This is a genomic window from Idiomarina sp. OT37-5b (genome assembly GCF_002968395.1).
Classification (GTDB): domain Bacteria; phylum Pseudomonadota; class Gammaproteobacteria; order Enterobacterales; family Alteromonadaceae; genus Idiomarina; species Idiomarina aquatica.
Genome location: NZ_CP027188.1, coordinates 1932022 through 1952838 on the forward strand (window position 1 = coordinate 1932022; position 20817 = coordinate 1952838).

Consider the following 20817-nt stretch of genomic DNA (forward strand, 5'->3'; position numbering starts at 1 on the left):
CGATGTCCGCATTAACGATTTCAGTTGAACGCTGGAATGAGTTATCCGCTGAACAACAATCTGCGCGTCTTGCACGCCCGGAACAAAGTCGTTCAGCACAGCTAAAACAGAGTGTCAGCGACATTCTGGCACAGGTTCGCGAGGGTGGTGATGACGCCGTACTTAAGCTGACCCGCCAGTTTGATGACGCCAATGCCAGTCAACTGCTGATGACAGCACAACAGCGTCAGGCATTAATTGCTGCGCTGACGCCTAAGGTCAAAGCGGCCATCGATACCGCTTACGCAACCATCCGTCGGTTCCACCAGCAGCAACGTCCCCGTGATCTCAAGGTTGAAACGGCCCCAGGCGTAGTCTGCGAGTCACGTTACGTTGCCTTGCAGTCGGTCGGGTTGTACATTCCCGGTGGTACCGCAACATTGCCGTCAACCGCACTAATGCTCGGTGTACCGGCGCAGATTGCCGGTTGCCAGCGTAAAGTGTTGGTCACCCCTCCGGCCAAAGACGGTTCGATTCCGGCAGCCATTGCCTATGTTGCCGAATTGTGCGAGATCGATGACATCCTGCTATGCGGTGGCGCTCAGGCGATCGCGGCATTGGCTTACGGTACCGAGTCGGTCGAACCCGTCGATAAGATCTTTGGCCCGGGTAACGCCTTTGTCACTGAAGCCAAGCAACAGGTCAGTCAGGATCAAAGTGGCGTCGCCATTGATATGCCGGCCGGCCCTTCAGAGCTTTTAGTTATCGCTGATGACAGCGCCAGTCCGGCGTTTGTTGCGGCAGATTTATTGTCGCAGGCAGAGCATGGTGCTGACTCGCAGGTAATCCTGTTAACACCGTCAGAATCATTAGCGGCTCAGGTTCGCGAGCAATTGCTGCAGCAATGCGCACAGTTGTCACGCCAACACATTGCCGCTCAGGCACTAACCAACAGCCGGTTGCTGGTTACTGATTCGCTACAGCAAGCATTAACGCTGTCTGAACGTTATGCGCCGGAACACTTGTCGCTACAGTTTAATGATGCCCGCGAAGCGTTGCCGCAATTAACACGTGCCGGTTCCGTCTTTGTTGGTCACTACACACCGGAGTCCGGCGGTGACTACGCCACCGGTACTAACCACGTGTTGCCAACCTACGGTTATGCCCGCAATTACAGCAGTTTGGGACTGACCGACTTTTACCGTCGCTATACGGTTCAAGAAGCCAGTCGCGAAGGTTTGCAAGGTCTGGCTGATGCGATTACCACACTGGCCGAACTGGAAGGTCTGGATGCCCACGCCCGAGCTGTTACCATCCGTACAGAGGTGAACTCATGAAGTTAGCTGATAAACTGCAACGCCCGCACCTGGCTGAGCTGGTGCCATACGCCTCCGCCCGTCGCAGCATGAGCGGTGGCAACGTTTGGTTAAACGCCAATGAATCACCCTACTGTAACAGCTACCAACTGGATGACAGTCAGCTCAATCGCTACCCGGCGTTTCAATCCAGCGCACTGAACCAGGCCTATGCCGATTATGCCGGTGTCGAGCAGGACCAAGTTATGAGCTGCCGTGGCTCCGATGAAGCCATCGAGTTACTCATCCGTGCCTTTTGCGAGCCAGCCAGGGACGCGGTAGTTATTTGCCCGCCGACCTACGGTATGTACGCCATTTCCGCACAGACTCATGGCGCGGAGGTGATCGAAGTACCTTTACTGCAGGACAATTGGCAACTGGACATGACGGCGCTGATCGCCCGTGCCGCTGCGGCCAAACTGGTATTTTTGTGCTCACCTTCGAATCCGCTCGGACAACGTCTGGCGGCTGAAGACCTGCATAGGGTATTGACGGAATGTCCGGATACCCTGGTGGTGGTTGATGAAGCTTACATCGAATTTTGCCCACAAGCATCGGTTGCGCAACAACTGAACCAATACCCCAACCTGGTGGTATTGCGTACGTTATCGAAAGCCTTTGCGTTAGCCGGGGCTCGCTGTGGCTTTGCGTTAGCGAACAGTGACGTCATTAATGTTCTGAAAAAAGTTCTGGCGCCTTATCCGTTGCCGGATCTGACCGTACAAGTTGCCACACAGGCATTGAGTCAACAGGGGCTACAACGTTTAACACAACAAGTTTCCGCCTTGGTCACCGAGCGCGAGCGTCTCACATCGGCATTAGACCCATTACCCATGCGACGGATTGCCGATAGCGATACCAACTTTTTATTGTATGCTGTCGACAATGCCGAGCAACTTATCCAGGCTCTAGCCGGCCAGGGTATTTTGATCCGCAACCAGTCAGCGCAGCGCAATCTGCCCTCATGCGTGCGCATCAGTATTGGTGATGAAGCGCAAAACCAGGCACTTTTAAACGAATTGAATGATTATTTTGGAGTATCAGCATGAGTAAGCAGCGTTGGTTATTTATCGACCGCGACGGCACCCTGGTAGAAGAGCCGCCGGTCGACAAGCAACTGGACCGATTCGACAAACTGGTGTTCGAACCTAATGTGGTTCCCGCCTTACTTAAATTACAGCAAGCCGGATACCAACTGGTAATGGTGAGTAATCAGGATGGGCTGGGTACCGACAGCTTTCCGACGGCTGATTTTGAAGGTCCTCATCAATTAATGATGAGCGTATTTGAATCGCAGGGCATTCGTTTTCAGGACGTGTTGATTTGCCCACACTTTGATGACGATAACTGCAGTTGTCGTAAACCTAAATTGGGCCTGGTACAGCGCTATTTGCAGGAAGGTCTTATCGACTTCACCGACAGCTACGTTATCGGCGATCGGGAAACCGATATGCAACTGGCGCAAAGCATGGGCATCCGCGGTATTCGCTACGATCGTAAGCAATGTGACTGGGACGCCATTTGCCGGCAACTGATTACTCGCCCGCGTACCGCACAGGTTACTCGTACCACGCACGAGACCGATATTTTTATCGGCGTGGACCTAGACGCACAGGGACCGCGTGAGTTTGCCACCGGCATTGGTTTCTTCGACCATATGTTGGAGCAAATTGCGACCCACGCAGGTTTTGCCTTACAGGTAAAGGTGCAGGGCGACTTACACATCGATGATCACCACACCGTAGAAGATACCGCGCTGGCTATCGGGCAGGCACTGCGGCAGGCACTGGGTGATAAGCGTGGCATCGGCCGCTTTGGTTTTGCACTGCCGATGGACGAGTGCCGCGCCGAATGTTTGATCGATTTATCCGGCCGTCCTTATCTTAAGTGGGACGCTGAATTTAGCCGCGATAAAGTCGGTGAACTCTCAACCGAAATGGTTGAACACTTTTTCCGTTCACTGACCGACGCCATGGCAATGAGCCTGCACCTTTCAACCACTGAGGGCAACAGCCATCATCAGGTCGAAAGTCTGTTTAAAGTGTTTGGTCGCGCGCTACGTCAGGCCATTGCCCGTACTGGCGACAATCAATTACCGTCGAGCAAAGGAATGTTGGCATGAAGGTCGTCATTGTCGATACCGAATGCGCGAACTTGACCTCGGTTAAGTTCGCTTTTGAGCGACTCGGTGTGTCACCGCTGATTACCGATGACGCAGCGCTCATCGCCGCGGCTGATCGGGTGATTTTACCGGGTGTTGGTACCGCCGCCGCAGCGATGCGCAATTTGCAGCGTAAACAACTGGTGGCACCACTGCAAAACCTCACCCAACCAGTACTGGGGATTTGCCTGGGAATGCAATTGATGACCGCGCACTCAGAAGAAGGCGACGTCGATTGTTTAGGCGTTATTCCGGCGCAGACCAAACGTATGCAGGCCGAAGGACTTCCTCTGCCGCATATGGGTTGGAATACCATCAGTGCGGTTAATCAAAATCCATTGTTGGCCGCCGCGGAAACGCCCTACTGTTATTTTGTTCACAGTTATGCCGTGGCCGAAGATCAGTACACCATTGCCCGTTGCAACTATGGTGAACCTTTTGCCGCAATGATCAAAAAAGACAACTTTATCGGGGCGCAATTTCACCCCGAACGTTCTGGCGCAGCCGGGCGTCAATTGTTGAAACAATTTTTGGAGCTAGGTACATGTTAATTCCTGCGCTTGATTTAATCGATGGTCGTGTTGTACGCCTTTTCCAGGGTGACTTCGCACAGAAGACGGAATACCCTCTGGATCCCGTTCAACAGGCTCAAGCATACAAAGCGGCGGGCGCTGAGTGGCTGCACTTGGTCGACTTGGACGGCGCCAAAGATCCGGCCAAACGCCAACAGGCGCTGTTAAAAGAGATTACCCAACAATCCGGACTACGCTGTCAGGCCGGTGGCGGTATTCGTACTCAGCAGGATTTAGACGACCTCTTTGCCGCCGGTATTGAGCGTGTCGTGATAGGCTCAACCGCCGTCAATCAACCTGACCGCGTCCGTCACTGGTTTACCGAGTACGGTACCGACGCCATTGTACTGGCTCTGGATGTCAACATTGCCGATGACGGCAAAGCCATGGTCGCAACGCACGGCTGGCAGCAGAGCAGCGAACTGACCCTTGACGACGTGTTAAACCGTTTTCTTGATGTGGGTTGTCGCCATGTACTCTGTACCGACATCGCTAAAGACGGCACTCTAAGCGGCACCAATGTGGCGCTCTATCAGCGCTACAAAGCGCTGTACCCACAAATTCAGTGGCAGGCATCCGGGGGCGTCAGTAATCTTCAGGATTTGATCGATTTGAAACGCGTCAATTGTGATTCCGCCATTTTGGGCAAATCTCTTTTAACCGGACAGTTTGAGCTGCAGGAGGCGATCGCATGCTGGCAAAACGCATAATTCCCTGCCTTGATGTTCGCGATGGTCAGGTGGTCAAAGGCGTTAAGTTTCGTAACCACGAGTTAATCGGTGACATTTTACCGTTGGCGCGACGGTATGCCGAAATCGGTGCTGATGAGTTGGTGTTCTATGACATCACAGCGTCTTCCGATGGCCGTACGGTCGACAAGTCCTGGGTAGAGCGTGTTGCGCGCGAGATTGATATTCCCTTTACCGTCGCCGGCGGCATCCGCAGTAAAGCCCACGCACAAACGTTATTGTCGATGGGCGCGGACAAAATATCGATAAACTCACCGGCACTGTTAAACCCAGATTTGATCAATGAACTGGTCGATGAATTTGGTCAGCAGTGTGTGGTGATTGGTATCGACAGCTTTTTCAACGCCGAGAGCGGCGAGTACGAAGTCCACCAATTCACCGGCGACGAGAGTAAATCACGTCGCTCCGCCTGGCAAACCAAAGACTGGGTGAAAGAAGTGGTCGCCCGCGGTGCTGGTGAGATCGTGCTGAACTGCATGAATCAGGATGGCGTCCGCCAAGGTTATGATATCGAACAACTGCGTACGCTTCGCGGGCAATGCGATATACCGTTGATCGCCTCCGGCGGTGCCGGTAGCATCGAACACTTTATTGATGTGTTTAAACAGGCGAATGTGGACGGCGCATTGGCGGCCTCGGTGTTTCATAAAAACATCATCAGCATGGCAGAACTGAAGCAGCAATTACTGGCCAATCATGTGGTTGTACGCCCGCTTGAGCAGCCTTAAAAAACGCAGACAGGAAGGCATTTTCATGAAGTTAACACAACAAAACCAGGCGCAGTTGGGCTGGGACAAAATGGACGGCTTGTTGCCCTGTACCGTACAGCACGCGCTGACCGGTGAGGTTTTGATGCTCGGCTATATGTCGGCGGAAGCCGTCACCGCCTCGCTGGACAAGGGGCTGGTGACCTTCTACAGCCGCAGTAAACAGCGCCTATGGACCAAAGGTGAAAGTTCCGGGCATACACTGGAGCTACAGGGCTTGTACAGTGATTGTGACAATGACGCGTTGCTGGCGCTGGCGCTCCCGAATGGCCCGACCTGCCATCTCGGTACCCGTAGTTGTTTCGCCGAAGCGCCGGCACCACTGCTGCAGCAACTTGACCGCTTGATCGGCTCACGCAAAGACGCCGACCCGAGCGAAAGTTACACCGCTAAGCTGTTTGCCGCCGGCATTAAGCGGGCCGCACAAAAAGTCGGCGAGGAAGGTGTTGAAGTCGCCCTCGCCGCCACCGTTCGTGACATCGACGAACTGCATAACGAGAGTGCCGACTTGCTCTATCATTTGCTGGTGGTACTGCAAGCCTCAAACACGGATCTGGAAGCCGTGCTCAAGGTGTTAAAGCAACGCCAGAGCTAGTCCGCATTGAGTTGCTGTTGATAGTGACGGCGCTCGTAGTTGCTGGCGATATGACGCAGTCGTATCGTCAGTAGCACCGCCGCAACGGACAAACCGCTGATAAAACCAATCCAGAAACCAGCCGCTCCCATCGCCGGTACAATCCAGTCCGTCAGCCCCAGCACCACCCCAACGGTGAGGCCAAACGGCCAGTATGAGATAAACGCCATGAGCATCGGGTACTTGGTATCCTTATAACCACGCAACGTGCCCATCGCCACCACCTGAAAGGTGTCCGATAAGGTAAAGATTGCCGCCAACCCCATCAGGGTCCCGGCCAGCTCAATGATCTCGCGATTAGGCGTGTATAAGCTGGCCAGCCATTCGCCGCCTAACCACATGATCAGACCGTTAACCGCGGCAAAAACGCCACCTATCCAAAGCGCCATACGAAAGCTCAGCATTGCATTTTTCGGGTCTCCGGCGCCCAGCGCAAAGCCCACTCGTAAGGTAACGGCCATGGAGATACTGAGCGGTACCATATAAACCAATGAGCTGATGTTCAGTGCAATTTGATGCGCCGAGACCACGGTTGGGCCAAGCGGCGAGATCAATAGCGCCACAGCCGCAAACAAACTCACCTCAAAAAACAGCGACATCGAAATCGGAAAGCCCAGTCGCATGATATAGGTTACATCATCAAAGTTCGGCGGATACCAGCGTCGTAACAAACGCAGTTTGCGATAGCGCTTGGCGTAGAGTACGTACACCGCCATCGAAATCGCCATGCCCCACAACACCAATGCCGACGCCAGACCACAACCGGCCCCACCCAGTTCGGGAGCGCCAAAATGGCCATAAATAAAAATGTAGTTCGCCGGAATATTGATCATGAGACCAATAAAACCAATCACCAACGATGGCATGGTGTTCGATAGGCCTTCACAGAAGTTACGCAGTACCGCATAAACAACAAAGGCAGGCACACCAAAAGCAATGTAAAACAAGTAGTCGAGCGTCGTTTGCCGGAACTGTTGCTCAACTTCCATCGCATCCAGGATGTAAGGCGAGCCACTCATCAATAACAACGTCAAAAGACCGATAATGGCGCAGGCGTAGAATCCCTGTTGCAGCATATTGGCAATGCGGCGGTGCCGACCCGCTCCGTCAAAGTGCGAAATGACCGGAGCTAGTGCCAGCGCGAGGCCAAAAATCAACAACGTCACCGGCACAAAAATACTGCCACCAACGGATACCGCAGCCAAATCTACGGCGCCTTTACGGCCGGCCATAACCGTATCAACCACACTCATCAACATTTGCGTCAACTGCGCGATTAAAATGGGTCCGGTGAGGCGCGCAAGTTTGGTTATTTCAGTTGTTGGTCGGGTCATTTAACGACATCACTCTCTAAATAAAGTCGGATAACAAAGGAGATACCTCAGCCGGATGCGTCAGTGGTCCCATGTGCCCAGCCGCAACCTGCTGTTCCGTCAGGTTAGGTAATACCGAGCTCAAGGCCCGGACGACGGCCTGTGCACTGCGCCGGGTATATTCGCCGCTGATCAATAATACCGGCTGCTTTATGCGGGCGTAATCATCAAGCTGCAATGGTTCGTTCAGTAAGGCGTCAAAATCGAGGCTGACTTTTTCTGCCTGACTTACCATCAGCGCCTGAATCTTAGCCGGCAGCGCGTCAAAATAGCCCGGTTGATTCCAATAGTCGACAAAAGTACGGGTGCATGCGGTTGCGTCTTTTCCGTGCATCGCATCACTGATGGCGCGAATTTCCATCATGCCGGGCGAGTCCTCCGGCAACACATGAAATGAAACCGGCTCGTATACCGCCACCTTGTTTACGGCTAGCGCTTGGTCGGCGACAATTTTTAACGCCAGCGCACCACCATAAGAGTGACCAACGACCGTTAACGGCTGTTGCACCGCCGCCGCGGCAATGGCTTCCTGCACCCGAGGAATCTCATGTTGTAAACGAAAATGCGTCGTTATCGATGCCTGTGGCGCATTGCCGTAGCCCAGCAAATCCACCGCCAGCACGTTCACCCGCTCACCCACCGTCTGAATGAAATGACGCCACTGCGAGCTGGCACTTTGCGAACTGTGTAACAGCAACACCGTATCGGCATCCGGCTGCGCTGCCGGACGATAATACACACCTGCCTGCAATTCCTTCATCACCACCTCACCATAGTGTGCCAATATAACGACCGATCAAAATCCCTGCTTCCAGTATCAACACGGCGAACGTTCCTGCAACCCCAATGGCGCGGGGCGTTGACGCTCCGACCGTACGAGTGAGCCCCACCGCATGAGCCAACCGCGCGATCACCAGCACGATACCTATCCCATGTACCCACAGCGTCGCGATACCACTGAATTCGATAATGGCTAACAGAATCAGCGCCAGTGGTACGTATTCAATGAAGTTACCATGCACGCGCACGGCGGCTTTCAAATCCTCGGCCTGACCGGTACCGATACCCACGCGGTGCTTCCATCGCAGACGGATAATTCGTACAGCCAGAATCAGATAGAGCAGCGTTAACAGAGCGGCGTAAAAGCCGGTTATGGTTAACGAAGGAGTGAATGACGGTGTCATCGTTTGTTCCTTTTATGTAAAAAGGCCCACCTGCGGTGAGCCTTTCTGGTAAGGTTAAGTCGGTTAAACCCCGGGATTACTGCTGAAGCAATTCACCCAGCTCTTTACTGACTTGCTCAACAGCTTTGGTACCATCGATCTTATGGTACTCAGTATCTGTTTCGTTAGCCAGTTTTTGATAATACTCAACCAATGGCTCTGTCTGCTCGTGGTAGACCGCCAGACGTTTACGCACCGTCTGCTCCTGGTCATCCGGACGAACGACTAATTCTTCACCGGTAACATCATCTTTGCCTTCTTCTTTCGGCGGATTATGCTCAACATGGTAAACACGGCCTGAGCCAGGATGGACGCGACGTCCACTCATGCGCTTAACGATAACATCGTCCGGCACGTCGAATTCAAGCACATAATCGACCTCGATTCCGTGCTCTCGCATAGCGTCAGCTTGTGGAATGGTGCGCGGAAAGCCATCCAATAAAAAACCGTTTTGGCAATCGGGTTCAGCGATCCGTTCTTTCACCAGTTCAATAATGATCTCATCCGACACCAACTGGCCTGCATCCATCACCTGCTTTGCCTTTTTGCCGAGTTCTGAACCCGACTTGATGGCAGAACGAAGCATATCGCCTGTTGAAATTTGTGGAATACCAAACGTGTTCATCAAGAACTGAGCTTGAGTTCCCTTCCCGGCTCCGGGAGCGCCTAAGAGAATGATGCGCATATACAGCCTCATTTTTTGATTTAAAAGTTTGTTGGGAACTTTACCCCGATGAAGCCGTTATTACAAGCAAGAAGCGCCGTCGCAGCGCGGTTGCTGCGACGGCATTAAGGTGGGTTAAGCGTCAAGCATTAACTTATTCAGCTTAGTGACAAAAGACGCCGGATCTTTAAGACTACCGCGCTCTGCAAGGGTTGCCTGGTCCAGTAAGACCTCCGCCCATTGCTTAAACGCATCGTCATCTTTTGCCGTCATTTTTACGACTAAAGGATGATTCGGGTTAACCTCAAAAATGTACTTGGTCTCAGGTACTTTTTGTCCGGCCGCTTCCATCAGTTTCGCCATTTGCGTGCTCATATCGTGTTCGTCGGTAATGATACACGCCGGCGAGTCGGTCAAACGGTGGGTTACCCGCACCTTTTTCACCTTATCACCCAGAGCCGTTTCAAAACGCTTCAACTGATCTTTAAAGGCTTCTTCGGCTTTTTCCTGTTCTTGCTTATCCTGTTCATCATCCAGTTCACCCAAGTCCAGATCGCCACGGGTGACCGACTGCAACGGTTTGTCTTTGAACTCCGTCAGGTGACTCATCAGCCACTCGTCGATGCGGTCAGACAACAACAACACTTCAACCCCTTTCTTACGGAAAATTTCCAGTGCCGGGTTGTTTTTCGCCGCTTCATAGCTGTCAGCAACAATATAGTAAATCTTATCCTGACCTTCTTTCATGCGCTCAATGTAGTCATCCAGACTGACCGTTTGAGCCGATGAATCGCCATGCGTTGAGCTAAAACGAAGCAACTCGGCGATGCGCTCTCGGTTGGCGTGATCTTCCGCAGGGCCCTCTTTCAGGACATTACCAAAGGTATCCCAGAACTGCTGATATTGCTCGCTGTCATCTTTCGCCAGCTTCTTCAGCATTTGCAGTACCTTTTTGGTGCTGCCGTTGCGCATCGCACGGGTGATCTTGTTATCTTGCAAGATCTCACGTGATACGTTCAACGGTAGATCATTGGTATCAATGAGGCCTTTAACAAAACGCAAATACGTTGGCATCAGCTGCTCTGCGTCATCCATGATAAAGACGCGTTTTACATAAAGCTTAACACCGTGCTGTTGTTCACGGTTCCACAGATCCCATGGCGCTCGTTTCGGAATATACAGCAAGCTGGTGTACTCAGTGGTACCCTCAACTTTGTTGTGACTCCAAAGTAACGGATCATCAAAATCGTGCGCAACGGTCTTGTAAAACTCTTTGTATTCGTCGTCGGAAATCTCGGCTTTGTCACGTGTCCACAACGCTTTACCTGAGTTAACGGTTTCCCATTTACCGGGTTCTGCCGGGGTCTTTTCACCGTCTTCGCCTTCCTGTTCAGGAACCGGTTCTTTCCACATTTGTACCGGAATACTCAGGTGCTCGGAATATTTATTAATGATACCGCGCAAACGGAATTCATCCAGAAATTCATCCTCGCCTTCTTTCAGGTGCAGGATAATATCCGTACCACGTCGAGCTTTTTCGGTTTCAGTGATTTCGAATTCACCTTCACCCTTTGAACGCCACTCAACGCCTATACTGCCTTTATCAAGCGCCGAACGAGTGCGCACCACCACCTCGTCTGCAACGATAAACGCCGAATAGAAACCCACACCAAACTGACCAATCAGCTGGCTGTCTTTAGCTTGATCACCCGACAGCTGTCCAAAAAATTCAGCCGTGCCCGATTTTGCGATGGTACCGAGGTTGTTCATCACCTCATCACGGGTCATGCCAATACCGTTATCGCTAATGGTGATGGTGCGAGCGTCTTTATCCAGTGAAATCCGCACATGCAGTTCACTGTCATCGCCGTATAGTGAATTGTCACTCAGCGCTTTAAAGCGCAATTTATCAGCGGCATCAGAGGCATTTGATACCAGCTCGCGCAGAAAAATCTCTTTGTTGGAATACAACGAATGGATCATCAAATGCAGAAGTTGTTTTACTTCTGTCTGAAATCCATGTTTTTCGGTTTGACCGGCTTCCGCCATAGTGGTTTTCTCCTATCATCTCAGCAATCTGCTGTAGAAATGGGGATGAGTCGGAGAAATTCAAGCGTTTTGTTAACGAGAAAATTGCTTTCGACCGCTAAATGCGTGTCCTAAGGTGGTCTGATCAACGTAACCCAGCTCACCGCCAACCGGTACCCCATGGGCGATACGCGTGGTGTTGATGTTTAACTGCTCAGCAATATCGGCAATATAATGCGCCGTTGCGTCGCCCTCGACGGTTGGGTTAGTGGCCAAAATGATTTCCTCTATCGGCCCTTGTTTTAACTGTAACTCAAGTTCATCCAAACCAATGTCGGCCGGACCAATGCCATCCAGCGGTGACAAATGACCCATTAGCACGAAATAACGTCCTTTAAACTGCGACGTTTGTTCAATGGCTAACACATCCGCCGGCGTCTCAACAATACAGAGGACGCCGCTCTCACGACGCCCGGGGTTGGCACAGATGCGGCACAGCGGCTCTTCGGTCAGAGTTCGGCATTGTTGACAATGACTGACCTGCTCAACAGCACGCTGCAGACTGCTTGCTAAACTCGCAGCACCGGAGCGATCCCGCTCGAGCAAGTGAAAGGCCATACGTTGCGCTGTTTTCTGACCGACACCCGGCAAGCGCTTTAGGTCATCGACTAATGCGTCAATTGCCGGACTGATACCCTGTGCCATGCTGTACTGTCCTTAAAACGGCATTTTAAAACCCGGGGGTAAACCCATACCGCCGGTCACTTCGCCCATTTTTTCTTTGCTGGTCTCTTCGACGCGGCGCACCGCATCATTGGTTGCAGCGGCGATCAAATCTTCCAGCATTTCCTGGTCATCGTCCATCAGGCTAGGGTCAATACTGACGCGCTTGACATTGTGGTTGCCAAGCATCGTAATCTTAACCAGTCCCGCGCCTGCTTCACCGGTGACTTCCAGGTTGGCGATCTCTTCCTGAGCTTTCTGCATGCGCTCCTGCATTTGCTGCGCCTGCTTCATCATATTGCCCATACCACCTTTAAACATGTTGTCTTCCTCTTTTTAAACGGCTTTAATCGTTGATTCATCAACTTCTGCGGCAAAGCGCTGTTTTAATTCCAGCACCGCTGCATCGTTCTGTACCCATTCTACCGCAAGCTGATGGCGATAGGCATCGATATGTTGTTGAATCATTAATGGGGTTGGTACCCGGGGCTCTTCAACCCTAAACTCAAATTTTCCTTGTGCCGCCAGACTTTGTTGCAACGCCAGTCGCACCGATTCAGCCGTCGCGTCGCTCAGCAGGCTTTGCTGCGCAGGGGCGACATTAATCAGCCAATGGTTGTCGGCGACCTTCACCAAATTTGAGTTTAACAACAATTGCCGCCCTAACCCGCTGATATCCATCGCCGCAATTAATGCCGACCAATCATCGACTTGCTCCGCGAGTCGAATATCGGGGGTGAGTTGCGGTAACAGCGACGTGAGCTCAGGTTGATTCGGTACGGCCTCCGGATCCGAGGCTGTTGTTGTTACCGGTGATGGTGCCTGAGGCGACGCAACAGGCGTATCGGTTACGGATGTGGCCTCTACTGTGGCCGGTTCAATGTCGTTTTTTTTTTCGCCGTCGGTCTGACCACGATCAGCAGAACGCAACTGCTCTCGCATCTGCAATAAATCACTTAAGTCCCCGGCAACCTCAGTTTCCGGCGGAGTGTCCGGCGCTGGCGGTGTCGACGCTGCCGTCGGGCTCGCCGACGGCGATGGGCGAGCTGGAGGCGATGGCTCAGGAGTCACTTCAGCGACCGCATCGGAGGATACCGCAGAGGGTGTCGCGGTTGTGCGCTCATCCGTTTCGTTGATCGTAGCATCGACCGTTAGCCCGTCGACCGGACGAAACGCCAGTAGTCGTAACAGCGTCATCTCAACACCGCTACGGTCATCAACGCTGTGCGGTAACTCTTTACGGCCTTCAAGTACCAATCGATAATAGAGTTGGATGACTTCCGCAGGAAGTTGTCTTAACAGCTGTTTAAAGCCGCCCTGCTGCTCCTCATCCGTTGCCAGTTCCGGTAACTGCTGAACTAACGCCAGACGGTGTAATAACGCCTGTAATTCAGCCAATACCATGCCAATATCAGGCACCAGCGCTGCCATTTCATCAAGCAGCGCGAACGCACCGTTGGCGTCGTTCGCGGCGATCTTGCTCAATAAGCCAATCATATCCGCGCGCGGTACGTTGCCGAGCATTTGTTGCACACTTTGCAGGTTAACCGCACCACTGCCCTGGGCGATGGCTTGGTCGGTCAAACTGAGTCCGTCCCGCATACTCCCTCGCGCGGCGCGGGCCAATAGCGGCAATGCCTCAGCGTCGTAGTCAATGGTTTCGGCGGATAATACCGTTTGCAGTTGTTGTGTGATTAAATCTGGCGTTAATGCGCGCAGATTAAACTGCAGGCATCGTGAAACCACGGTAATCGGCAATTTTTGTGGGTCTGTCGTCGCCAGCAAAAATTTGACGTGCTCGGGGGGCTCTTCCAGGGTTTTTAACAGTGCATTAAAACTGTGCCGTGAGAGCATATGCACTTCGTCAATCAGATATACTTTAAAACGACCCTGAGAAGGCCGATACTGAACGTTGTCCAACAGTTCTCGGGTATCTTCGACCTTGGTCCGCGACGCCGCATCGATTTCTAACAGATCGACAAACCGGCCTTCGTTAATTTCACGGCATGACTGACAGGTTCCGCAAGGCGTCGCCGAAACCCCTTGCTCACAGTTAAGCGCCTTAGCCAGAATGCGCGCAATGGTCGTTTTCCCAACACCTCGCGTACCGGTGAACAAATAGGCGTGATGCAGACGATTGTTCTCCAGCGCATGACGCAATGGCTCTAACACGTGGGTTTGTCCTACCACTTCATTGAATTGTGACGGACGCCATTTTCGTGCCAGCACCTGGTAGCTCATGTTTGCTTAGCTCACTTAATCGTTAAAACCGACACAAGGTATAGCATGCTAACCCTTGTTGCTGCAATTTTTGTTCACCCGGGAGACCATCAAGGGTGACTAAAAAAGCCGCTTCGTGAATCCGTGCCTGTGTCTGTTTAATGAGTTTTGCGGCCGCTTCTACGGTACCCCCGGTCGCCAGCAGGTCATCGACAATGAGGACGTTATCAGACGCCTTCAACGAGTCCGATCGCATTTGCAACTGATCTTCGCCGTATTCCAGCTGATAGCGTTGAGTGATGACGTTACCCGGCAATTTCCCCGGTTTGCGCAGCAGTGTCAGCCCACAGCCTAGTGCCTTGGCAATCGCGGCACCGAAAATAAATCCGCGCGCTTCAACGGCAGCAACCTGGGTAATGCCCTGTTGAACGTAACGCTCGACAAAAAAATCGATACACGCTGAAAATGCCTCAGCATTTTGCAGCAGTGGTGTAATATCACGGAAGGTGATACCCGGCTTAGGATAATCTTCAATCGCAGCAATGGTGTTTTTGAGTTGCTCAAGCGTCATGACCCGGTAGTTTCCCTTGTCGTTAAGACGATAATTAAATGATCAGGCGACGGAGCGTTGGATGTGCGTTTTAATCTGTTCACGCACCGGCTCTGCCTGCAATGGCTTACTAAAACAGGCGGTTGCGCCGGCCTTGAGAGCCTTGGGTTCAACCTCGGTTAAATCCTGAGTGGTCATAAAGAATATCGGTGCGTCTCGATAGGACTCAAGCTCACGCAGATTTTTTAATAAGCTTAAGCCATCCATCACTGGCATCTTATGATCGGTGAGGATCATATCGAACGACTCAGTCTTGGCTTTGCTCAAACCATCAAGGCCGTCTTTGGCCGTAACGATATGGAAGTTGAGTGGCGCTAATACATCGAGCACATGCTCGCGCGTACGGTCTTTATCCTCGACAACGAGTATAGAGACTGACATGTCAGTATTCACCTATTAAGTGCGATGGTAAAACGGGATGTTTTACGCTGAGAAAAATTGGACAATCCGAAGTACAAGCGGCAGGCAACTAATGCCCACAAATAAAACCAATCCAGCCAGTAAAAACTTGAAGCCAGCAGGTTCTTTATAATTATCGGCAGCCATAATACATTCCTCTTATGAAAGTCGGCGCAGATCATACTCGATAATCTCCGATTTAACAAACCGCTTTACAAAGAAAAAGCCCCGCCATAAGGCAGGGCTTTTTTATCGTTGAGCGACTTTCAATCGTTACAGCTTAACGCCTTTGCGCTCCGCTGTTGACTGAATGAAGCCACGCCAGCTACGGGCGCTGCGACGCTGTCCGTCAAACTCTGCTGCGCGGTTTACTGCGCGCAGGGCTTCCGGGTACTGTTCACTGTAGAAATAAGCTTCTGCCAGTGACATGTACACACGACCCTCGTCAGCACCTTCTAGGTAGTCAAGCGCACGACGTAGCGGAGCTACTGCCTCAGCATACTGCTCGTTAAGCATTAACAAGTTACCGCGTTTACGATAGTACTCGCCTTTGTCGTCAGCATCTTCAGCGGCTTCAGCAGCGCGAAGATACCAAGCCACAGCTTCATCGAACTCTTTCGCACGGTGGAAACTGTTGGCAACGGTCGCGAAATTCTTCGCCGTTCCCTCAATATCACCGTTGTCGATGTGCTTCGCCATGGTTACTGCAGCTTTATATGGAATACCTGAGTTGTCATAAAGTTGAACCAGCATTTTGTATTGGTTCTCTTTATCCAGGTAACCCGCCAGATAGGCGATTTCCATCGTAGCCAGCGACTTGTCGTAGTTCTCTTCAATCATGTAGAACTGCGCCAATTGAGGCCACCACTGCGTAACGCCAGGTAACTTATTGATACCCTCTTCAAGAACTTCGATTGCTTGAGGATACATCTTACGTTCGTAGTAAGACGCCATCAGCAACGTATAAATGTTCTTGTCAGCTTCTTCAGAGTTGTTCAGGGCTGCACGTGCAAACGGCACCACTTCAGCAAACTCTTTCTTCTGATAGTAAGCGTTCGCAACGAAAGTCAGAATTTGCGGGTCAAGATCACCGGTAAACTCTAACCAACGCGTCAGGTAGTCGATCGACATATCGTAGCGTTCTTCCTGAAGTGCCAACTGACCAACCAATTTCAATACCGCGGCCTGATCGTTCCAACCGAGAATATCTTGGTCAGCCGAGTTTTTCAGGATATCTAACGCTCGTTTTGTCTGCTCGTCTTGCGCATACAGGGTACCTAAGAAGCGACCCATGTAGGCCTGGTCGTAACCAGGGTCCAGATCGGGGTACTCTTCTTCAAGAATGGCAATCGCCTCTTGAAGTTGCTCTTGCTCGTACAGCTCAAAAGCATCCATAATCGCCCGCCCGGTACTCTGACCTGCGGCTTGGTTCTTACGGTTTTTCTTTTGCGCCTCTACGGTTTCTTTGCTTGGGATATCAAGTCCCAGGTCCTGTGCTGCAACCGGAGCGGTCGCAAGCACAGAGGCAAAGGCAAGGGCACTAACAAATGTCTTCATTGCTGCTTTCATTTCTTATTGCCCATCCATAGTGAAGTCGAGCTGCACGGTCATACCCGGTTGACTAACCGCTTTACCATCTATGACCTTAGGCTTGTACTTCCAACGCAATAATGCGCGGCGTGCCTCTCGGTCAAAAACTCGACGTGGTTCAGAGTCTATGACTTCAACATCGGTCACACTACCGTCAGGTGCGATGGTGAAACGCAGTTGTACCCAACCTTCGGTGCCGTTACGGGCAGCTGATGGTGGATAACGCGGTTCAATACGCACGATCGGTGTTGCGTCACCGTCTTGATTCAGAAGGTTGCCTGGACCCGATAAACCGGTGTCAGCACCACCTACATCTACGTCAAAGCCCATATTCATGTTCATACCACTGTTGTCGCTGGTATCAGGTTCTGCCTGAGGTGTCTCAGGAGGCTGCTCCGGCGGCGGTGGTGGCGGCGGTGGTGTCCGCTGCCGTTGTTGAACGTCGGACTCAGGTGGCGACGTTACGATCTCGATGACCGGCGATGGGGGCGGAGCTTCATTACTTTTCGCCCCCCCGCCGATTAAGTAAGCCATAAAAGCAAACAGAGCAAACGTAACGGCGGCACCTAGTAGTAAAGATACTAAAAAGCGCACCATATTAGTTATTCTCCGCTGCTATGGATATCTTATCGATACCCGCTTCCTTAACTTGGTCCATAACTTCAACAACACGACCATGTTCAGCTTGTTTGTCTGCCTGGATAACAACAAGATCCGTTGGCTGCTCAGCAAGCATACGTTCTAAGTTTGCTGCTACGCGTTCAACATCAACCTGACGTTTATCCATCCAGACTTCACCGTTATCGCGAATCGCGATAAAGATGTTAGCTGAAGGCTCCTTGTTCGCTTGGTTAGCTTCAGGTTTATTGACCTGAATACCCGCTTCTTTAACGAAAGAGGTCGTTACGATAAAGAAGATCAACATGATGAAGACGATGTCCAACATCGGCGTCATATCAATCGCCGCATCTTCCTCTTCGCGAATACGATTACGTGCCATAATTTTACTCTCTTAGTGATGTGGCAGACTGTCGACCAGGCTTTGCTTCGCGCGACGCACTTTACTTTCTAAACGTGTCGCGAAAAACATACCGGATAACGCTGCAACCATTCCCGCCATTGTCGGGATTGTTGCCATCGAAATACCCGACGCCATCAAACGGGGATTACCCGTACCCTGCACTGCCATGATTTCAAATACCGTAATCATACCGGTCACAGTACCTAACAGCCCTACGAGAGGACAAAGCGCAACACAGGTTTTAATCAACAGAATACGTGCATTCAGTTTATCGTTAGCTTCGGAAATCCATGCTTCACGGATTCTATGTGCGTACCATGAGGTGGTGTCTTTCCGGGCGTCCCACTCCGCAATAATTTTCTTGCGGAGTTTAGGGAACGAGCCCGATAGGAACCAATAACGCTCAATCATTAGTACCCACATTAGAAAGAGTACCCCCATGATGATGTATAAAACATCACCACCGGTCGCAATAAAATCCCTGATAGATTCCCAAAGTTCCATCAGGTAAAGCATGGGATTACTCCTTCTCCGAGTGAGCCGCTACGATACCAGCAGCCTGTTCGTCCAGGATGTGAACGATAGACTTGCTGCGACCTGCCACAATACTGTGAGCCAAAATCAATGGGATTGCTGCGATCAGACCCATAGCCGTTGTTACCAACGCCATTGAGATGTCGCCTGCCATGATTTTCGGATCACCGGTACCGAATAGTGTGATTGATTGGAAGGTACCAATCATACCAACTACCGTACCCAATAGACCTAATAACGGAGCGATAGCTGCAAAGATCTTAACAACGTTAATGCCGCTTTCGATCTTAGGCGTTTCTTTAAGAATCGCTTCGTCAAGTTTCAGTTCAAGGTTCTCAGCATCGCTGTTCTTGTTCGCATGATAAACTTTCAGGACACGACCCAGTGGGTTCTTGTCTGAAGGGTTATCGATGTTCTTAAGTTGCGAACGCATCTTGCCGCCAACAGCCGTCAGTGTGACCAGCTTGTAAACTGCAATCAATAGACCGATGATCAGCACAACAGTGATAACATAACCTACCGTGCCACCTTGGTGATAACGCTCTTCAAGCGTTGCTTTCTGTGTTAACAGACCCAGGATTTGGCCACGTGAAGGGTCGAGGTAAAGACCTGCATAACCTTCTGATGTACCAGTGAATTCGCTGTTTTGGCCAATAACATAACCTTCAGGCTGACGGCCTAATGGCTGAACCTGTTCAGTTGTGTCATTGTAAGTCAGGTATTCACCGTTCTGAGCGACTAAGTTGAATACACCAACACGAGTCACTTCTTTATTTTCAACACCGCCATCCAACTGGAATACGTCTGTGTTGTAAGTCACCACTTTGCCTGACTGGATCATTTCCGTCAGCAATGCCATCCAAAGCTCTTCAAGTTCAGGCAGTGTAGGCAATTCTTTTGCTTCTGCTAAACTTTCCAGAACGTCTTCACGACCTGGGTATTGAGAGCTAACAATTGACGTCGCGATACGACCGATGGTTTCAGTCGCTGCACCACGAACAACACCGAACATTTCACCCAAAGTGCCTTTGGCATTTTCAAGTTCTTGTTCTTTGTTTGCCAATGTGATCTCGTTTTCAGAGAACTGGTTTTGCAGACGCTTACCACGAGCTTCCTCATCAGAAAGCTGCTTTTTCGCCTGGTTTAACAGCGCTTGCTTGTCAGCACGAGCCGCTGTGAATTCAGCTTCACGCTCGGCACTCAATTGACGCGAAGACACACGGTTTTTCTCAACCAGCTGCATCAGCTCTTCCAAGCTTTTCGCTTCTGTGTTGTCCTGCGCGTTAGCAGCGAGAGTCGTACCTGCAGAAAGGCTGACTGCTGCTGCAATCATTAACGATTTTACTAATTGTTTCATTCTGCACTCTCCGCTGCGAATACTGGAAGTTTCACAAGATCGAAAGCTGTTTGCTTACGAGACATACGAATCGCTGTCGTCAGAGGGTTAAGGTACTCATCTTCAAGCGCTGTCCACTCACCGGATTCGTTGTTGTAGATCCAGGCATTTTTCAAGTCCAGAGACTGTGCCAGGAATGCAACGCGACCCATGTGGAAGAAGTCAACAGCAACCTCTTGACCGTCAACATTCAGGTTACCCTGATACGAGATCAAACCTGAACCATAATCCAGCTCAGCCTGGTAGGCTTCGATGATCTGACGGAATTTTTCAGAGGTTGAAACGTTTGAGTTACCCATGATGTCTTGCAGACGGGCAACACGCTCCAGACGCTTCTCTTTTTGGATTGGTAAGTCAAGTTCGACAAACTCTTCCAGGGCGTCGATCATCTCGTACATCAATGGTACGACACCTTGTTTCGTTTCTTCGATACCATCGATTTGACGCTGCAGCGAGTCGATTGTTGCCTGCTGGTCAGCAACCAGTTTAGCAACGTGGTCGTTGTAGACCTTCAAGTTCTCGTACTCCGCAACAACTGAGCGATACTCGATCAGCAGATCCTGGCTTTGTTCAAACAGAGAGTTGATTTTCTCTTGAGATTGTTCTTGAGCCTTTAGAATCTTTTGCTCTTCGTTCTGTAGCTTCGCTACATCAACTTGCTGTGCAGCGGCAACGCCGGTGCCAGCAAACGCCATCACACCCATCAGGGTTGCAGCGAGTTTGGTTCTCTTGATTACTTTGGTCATAGTTCCCAACCAATTTTAATTAACTTCCGCTTCAACGCCGTTGATGGCGTGAAACACCAGTTTTGAGTGACGA

Annotated in this window: 24 protein-coding genes; 7 read left to right on the forward strand and 17 right to left on the reverse strand. The window is 51.3% G+C overall.

Annotation, left to right across the window (positions count from 1 at the left end; genetic code table 11):
- Positions 1-2: 2 nt before the first annotated feature.
- Genes hisD through hisIE form a run of 7 tightly spaced genes read left to right on the forward strand, consistent with a single transcriptional unit; the run spans position 3 to position 6178 of the window.
- Positions 3-1316: a histidinol dehydrogenase gene (gene hisD / locus C5610_RS09085; protein WP_105306887.1), complete on the forward strand. Its 1314-nt coding sequence runs from the start codon at positions 3-5 to the stop codon at positions 1314-1316.
- Positions 1313-2383 (forward strand): histidinol-phosphate transaminase, encoded by a 1071-nt coding sequence (hisC, locus tag C5610_RS09090; RefSeq protein ID WP_105306888.1) that lies wholly within the window; start codon positions 1313-1315, stop codon positions 2381-2383. The genes hisD and hisC overlap by 4 nt, the downstream gene beginning before the upstream one ends.
- Positions 2380-3456 (forward strand): bifunctional histidinol-phosphatase/imidazoleglycerol-phosphate dehydratase HisB, encoded by a 1077-nt coding sequence (gene hisB / locus C5610_RS09095; protein WP_105306889.1) that lies wholly within the window; start codon positions 2380-2382, stop codon positions 3454-3456. Before hisC ends, hisB begins: the two co-directional genes overlap by 4 nt.
- Positions 3453-4046, forward strand: coding sequence for an imidazole glycerol phosphate synthase subunit HisH (gene hisH, locus C5610_RS09100; RefSeq protein WP_105306890.1), 594 nt, complete (start codon positions 3453-3455; stop codon positions 4044-4046). Before hisB ends, hisH begins: the two co-directional genes overlap by 4 nt.
- Positions 4040-4777 (forward strand): 1-(5-phosphoribosyl)-5-[(5-phosphoribosylamino)methylideneamino]imidazole-4-carboxamide isomerase, encoded by a 738-nt coding sequence (gene hisA, locus C5610_RS09105; RefSeq protein ID WP_105306891.1) that lies wholly within the window; start codon positions 4040-4042, stop codon positions 4775-4777. Before hisH ends, hisA begins: the two co-directional genes overlap by 7 nt.
- The gene (gene hisF, locus C5610_RS09110) at positions 4759-5544 is read left to right on the forward strand and encodes an imidazole glycerol phosphate synthase subunit HisF (RefSeq protein WP_105306892.1); all 786 of its coding nucleotides are present in this window, start codon (positions 4759-4761) and stop codon (positions 5542-5544) included. Before hisA ends, hisF begins: the two co-directional genes overlap by 19 nt.
- 25 nt (positions 5545-5569) lie before the next feature.
- Positions 5570-6178, forward strand: coding sequence for a bifunctional phosphoribosyl-AMP cyclohydrolase/phosphoribosyl-ATP diphosphatase HisIE (gene hisIE, locus C5610_RS09115; RefSeq protein WP_105307772.1), 609 nt, complete (start codon positions 5570-5572; stop codon positions 6176-6178).
- Here hisIE and C5610_RS09120 read toward each other — a convergent pair.
- From C5610_RS09120 to C5610_RS09195, 17 genes are all read right to left on the reverse strand, one after another.
- Entirely contained in the window at positions 6175-7551 is a 1377-nt protein-coding gene (locus C5610_RS09120; protein WP_105306893.1) for an MATE family efflux transporter, read from the reverse strand. The two genes, hisIE and C5610_RS09120, sit on opposite strands and share 4 nt — an antisense overlap.
- 16 nt (positions 7552-7567) lie before the next feature.
- Complete coding sequence (locus C5610_RS09125; protein ID WP_105307773.1) at positions 7568-8350, reverse strand: alpha/beta fold hydrolase; 783 nt, start codon at positions 8348-8350, stop codon at positions 7568-7570.
- Positions 8351-8357: 7 nt separating this feature from the next.
- Entirely contained in the window at positions 8358-8774 is a 417-nt protein-coding gene (locus C5610_RS09130; RefSeq protein WP_105306894.1) for an MAPEG family protein, read from the reverse strand.
- 76 nt (positions 8775-8850) lie between these two features.
- Positions 8851-9498 (reverse strand): adenylate kinase, encoded by a 648-nt coding sequence (gene adk / locus C5610_RS09135; RefSeq protein WP_105306895.1) that lies wholly within the window; start codon positions 9496-9498, stop codon positions 8851-8853.
- A gap of 114 nt (positions 9499-9612) precedes the next feature.
- Entirely contained in the window at positions 9613-11526 is a 1914-nt protein-coding gene (gene htpG, locus C5610_RS09140) for a molecular chaperone HtpG (RefSeq protein WP_105306896.1), read from the reverse strand.
- A 72-nt stretch (positions 11527-11598) separates the two neighbouring features.
- Positions 11599-12210 carry a recombination mediator RecR gene (recR, locus tag C5610_RS09145; RefSeq protein ID WP_105306897.1) on the reverse strand — a complete coding sequence of 204 codons (612 nt, stop codon included), beginning with the start codon at positions 12208-12210 and terminating at the stop codon, positions 11599-11601.
- Between the two features lie 12 nt (positions 12211-12222).
- Positions 12223-12549: a YbaB/EbfC family nucleoid-associated protein gene (locus tag C5610_RS09150; RefSeq protein ID WP_105306898.1), complete on the reverse strand. Its 327-nt coding sequence runs from the start codon at positions 12547-12549 to the stop codon at positions 12223-12225.
- A gap of 15 nt (positions 12550-12564) precedes the next feature.
- Positions 12565-14469, reverse strand: a complete 1905-nt coding sequence (gene dnaX / locus C5610_RS09155) for a DNA polymerase III subunit gamma/tau (protein ID WP_105306899.1) — start codon at positions 14467-14469, stop codon at positions 12565-12567.
- A 22-nt stretch (positions 14470-14491) separates the two neighbouring features.
- Positions 14492-15019, reverse strand: coding sequence for an adenine phosphoribosyltransferase (locus C5610_RS09160; protein WP_105306900.1), 528 nt, complete (start codon positions 15017-15019; stop codon positions 14492-14494).
- 42 nt (positions 15020-15061) lie between these two features.
- Positions 15062-15439 (reverse strand): PleD family two-component system response regulator, encoded by a 378-nt coding sequence (locus tag C5610_RS09165; protein WP_105306901.1) that lies wholly within the window; start codon positions 15437-15439, stop codon positions 15062-15064.
- Between the two features lie 42 nt (positions 15440-15481).
- On the reverse strand, positions 15482-15604 hold the full coding sequence (locus tag C5610_RS13750; protein ID WP_262339843.1) for a hypothetical protein: 123 nt from the start codon (positions 15602-15604) through the stop codon (positions 15482-15484).
- A 126-nt stretch (positions 15605-15730) separates the two neighbouring features.
- Positions 15731-17014 (reverse strand): tetratricopeptide repeat protein, encoded by a 1284-nt coding sequence (locus C5610_RS09170; RefSeq protein ID WP_241970646.1) that lies wholly within the window; start codon positions 17012-17014, stop codon positions 15731-15733.
- A 15-nt stretch (positions 17015-17029) separates the two neighbouring features.
- Positions 17030-17644: an energy transducer TonB gene (locus C5610_RS09175; RefSeq protein ID WP_105306903.1), complete on the reverse strand. Its 615-nt coding sequence runs from the start codon at positions 17642-17644 to the stop codon at positions 17030-17032.
- Between the two features lies 1 nt (position 17645).
- Positions 17646-18047 carry an ExbD/TolR family protein gene (locus tag C5610_RS09180; RefSeq protein WP_105306904.1) on the reverse strand — a complete coding sequence of 134 codons (402 nt, stop codon included), beginning with the start codon at positions 18045-18047 and terminating at the stop codon, positions 17646-17648.
- A gap of 12 nt (positions 18048-18059) precedes the next feature.
- A complete protein-coding gene (locus tag C5610_RS09185; RefSeq protein WP_105306905.1) occupies positions 18060-18584 on the reverse strand; it encodes a MotA/TolQ/ExbB proton channel family protein in 525 nt (174 codons plus the stop codon).
- A gap of 4 nt (positions 18585-18588) precedes the next feature.
- Positions 18589-19959, reverse strand: coding sequence for a MotA/TolQ/ExbB proton channel family protein (locus C5610_RS09190; protein WP_105306906.1), 1371 nt, complete (start codon positions 19957-19959; stop codon positions 18589-18591).
- Positions 19956-20744, reverse strand: coding sequence for a DUF3450 domain-containing protein (locus C5610_RS09195; protein WP_105306907.1), 789 nt, complete (start codon positions 20742-20744; stop codon positions 19956-19958). Before C5610_RS09195 ends, C5610_RS09190 begins: the two co-directional genes overlap by 4 nt.
- Between the last annotated feature and the right edge of the window lie 73 nt (positions 20745-20817).

What these genes read in the sequence shown, in the direction of transcription:
- hisD (WP_105306887.1), top strand. Translation starts at nt 3, where the DNA reads ATGTCCGCATTAACGATTTCAGTTGAACGCTGGAATGAGTTATCCGCT.
- hisC (WP_105306888.1), top strand. Translation starts at nt 1,313, where the DNA reads ATGAAGTTAGCTGATAAACTGCAACGCCCGCACCTGGCTGAGCTGGTG.
- hisB (WP_105306889.1), top strand. Translation starts at nt 2,380, where the DNA reads ATGAGTAAGCAGCGTTGGTTATTTATCGACCGCGACGGCACCCTGGTA.
- hisH (WP_105306890.1), top strand. Translation starts at nt 3,453, where the DNA reads ATGAAGGTCGTCATTGTCGATACCGAATGCGCGAACTTGACCTCGGTT.
- hisA (WP_105306891.1), top strand. Translation starts at nt 4,040, where the DNA reads ATGTTAATTCCTGCGCTTGATTTAATCGATGGTCGTGTTGTACGCCTT.
- hisF (WP_105306892.1), top strand. Translation starts at nt 4,759, where the DNA reads ATGCTGGCAAAACGCATAATTCCCTGCCTTGATGTTCGCGATGGTCAG.
- hisIE (WP_105307772.1), top strand. Translation starts at nt 5,570, where the DNA reads ATGAAGTTAACACAACAAAACCAGGCGCAGTTGGGCTGGGACAAAATG.
- C5610_RS09120 (WP_105306893.1), bottom strand. Translation starts at nt 7,551, where the DNA reads ATGACCCGACCAACAACTGAAATAACCAAACTTGCGCGCCTCACCGGA.
- C5610_RS09125 (WP_105307773.1), bottom strand. Translation starts at nt 8,350, where the DNA reads ATGAAGGAATTGCAGGCAGGTGTGTATTATCGTCCGGCAGCGCAGCCG.
- C5610_RS09130 (WP_105306894.1), bottom strand. Translation starts at nt 8,774, where the DNA reads ATGACACCGTCATTCACTCCTTCGTTAACCATAACCGGCTTTTACGCC.
- adk (WP_105306895.1), bottom strand. Translation starts at nt 9,498, where the DNA reads ATGCGCATCATTCTCTTAGGCGCTCCCGGAGCCGGGAAGGGAACTCAA.
- htpG (WP_105306896.1), bottom strand. Translation starts at nt 11,526, where the DNA reads ATGGCGGAAGCCGGTCAAACCGAAAAACATGGATTTCAGACAGAAGTA.
- recR (WP_105306897.1), bottom strand. Translation starts at nt 12,210, where the DNA reads ATGGCACAGGGTATCAGTCCGGCAATTGACGCATTAGTCGATGACCTA.
- C5610_RS09150 (WP_105306898.1), bottom strand. Translation starts at nt 12,549, where the DNA reads ATGTTTAAAGGTGGTATGGGCAATATGATGAAGCAGGCGCAGCAAATG.
- dnaX (WP_105306899.1), bottom strand. Translation starts at nt 14,469, where the DNA reads ATGAGCTACCAGGTGCTGGCACGAAAATGGCGTCCGTCACAATTCAAT.
- C5610_RS09160 (WP_105306900.1), bottom strand. Translation starts at nt 15,019, where the DNA reads ATGACGCTTGAGCAACTCAAAAACACCATTGCTGCGATTGAAGATTAT.
- C5610_RS09165 (WP_105306901.1), bottom strand. Translation starts at nt 15,439, where the DNA reads ATGTCAGTCTCTATACTCGTTGTCGAGGATAAAGACCGTACGCGCGAG.
- C5610_RS13750 (WP_262339843.1), bottom strand. Translation starts at nt 15,604, where the DNA reads ATGGCTGCCGATAATTATAAAGAACCTGCTGGCTTCAAGTTTTTACTG.
- C5610_RS09170 (WP_241970646.1), bottom strand. Translation starts at nt 17,014, where the DNA reads ATGAAGACATTTGTTAGTGCCCTTGCCTTTGCCTCTGTGCTTGCGACC.
- C5610_RS09175 (WP_105306903.1), bottom strand. Translation starts at nt 17,644, where the DNA reads ATGGTGCGCTTTTTAGTATCTTTACTACTAGGTGCCGCCGTTACGTTT.
- C5610_RS09180 (WP_105306904.1), bottom strand. Translation starts at nt 18,047, where the DNA reads ATGGCACGTAATCGTATTCGCGAAGAGGAAGATGCGGCGATTGATATG.
- C5610_RS09185 (WP_105306905.1), bottom strand. Translation starts at nt 18,584, where the DNA reads ATGCTTTACCTGATGGAACTTTGGGAATCTATCAGGGATTTTATTGCG.
- C5610_RS09190 (WP_105306906.1), bottom strand. Translation starts at nt 19,959, where the DNA reads ATGAAACAATTAGTAAAATCGTTAATGATTGCAGCAGCAGTCAGCCTT.
- C5610_RS09195 (WP_105306907.1), bottom strand. Translation starts at nt 20,744, where the DNA reads ATGACCAAAGTAATCAAGAGAACCAAACTCGCTGCAACCCTGATGGGT.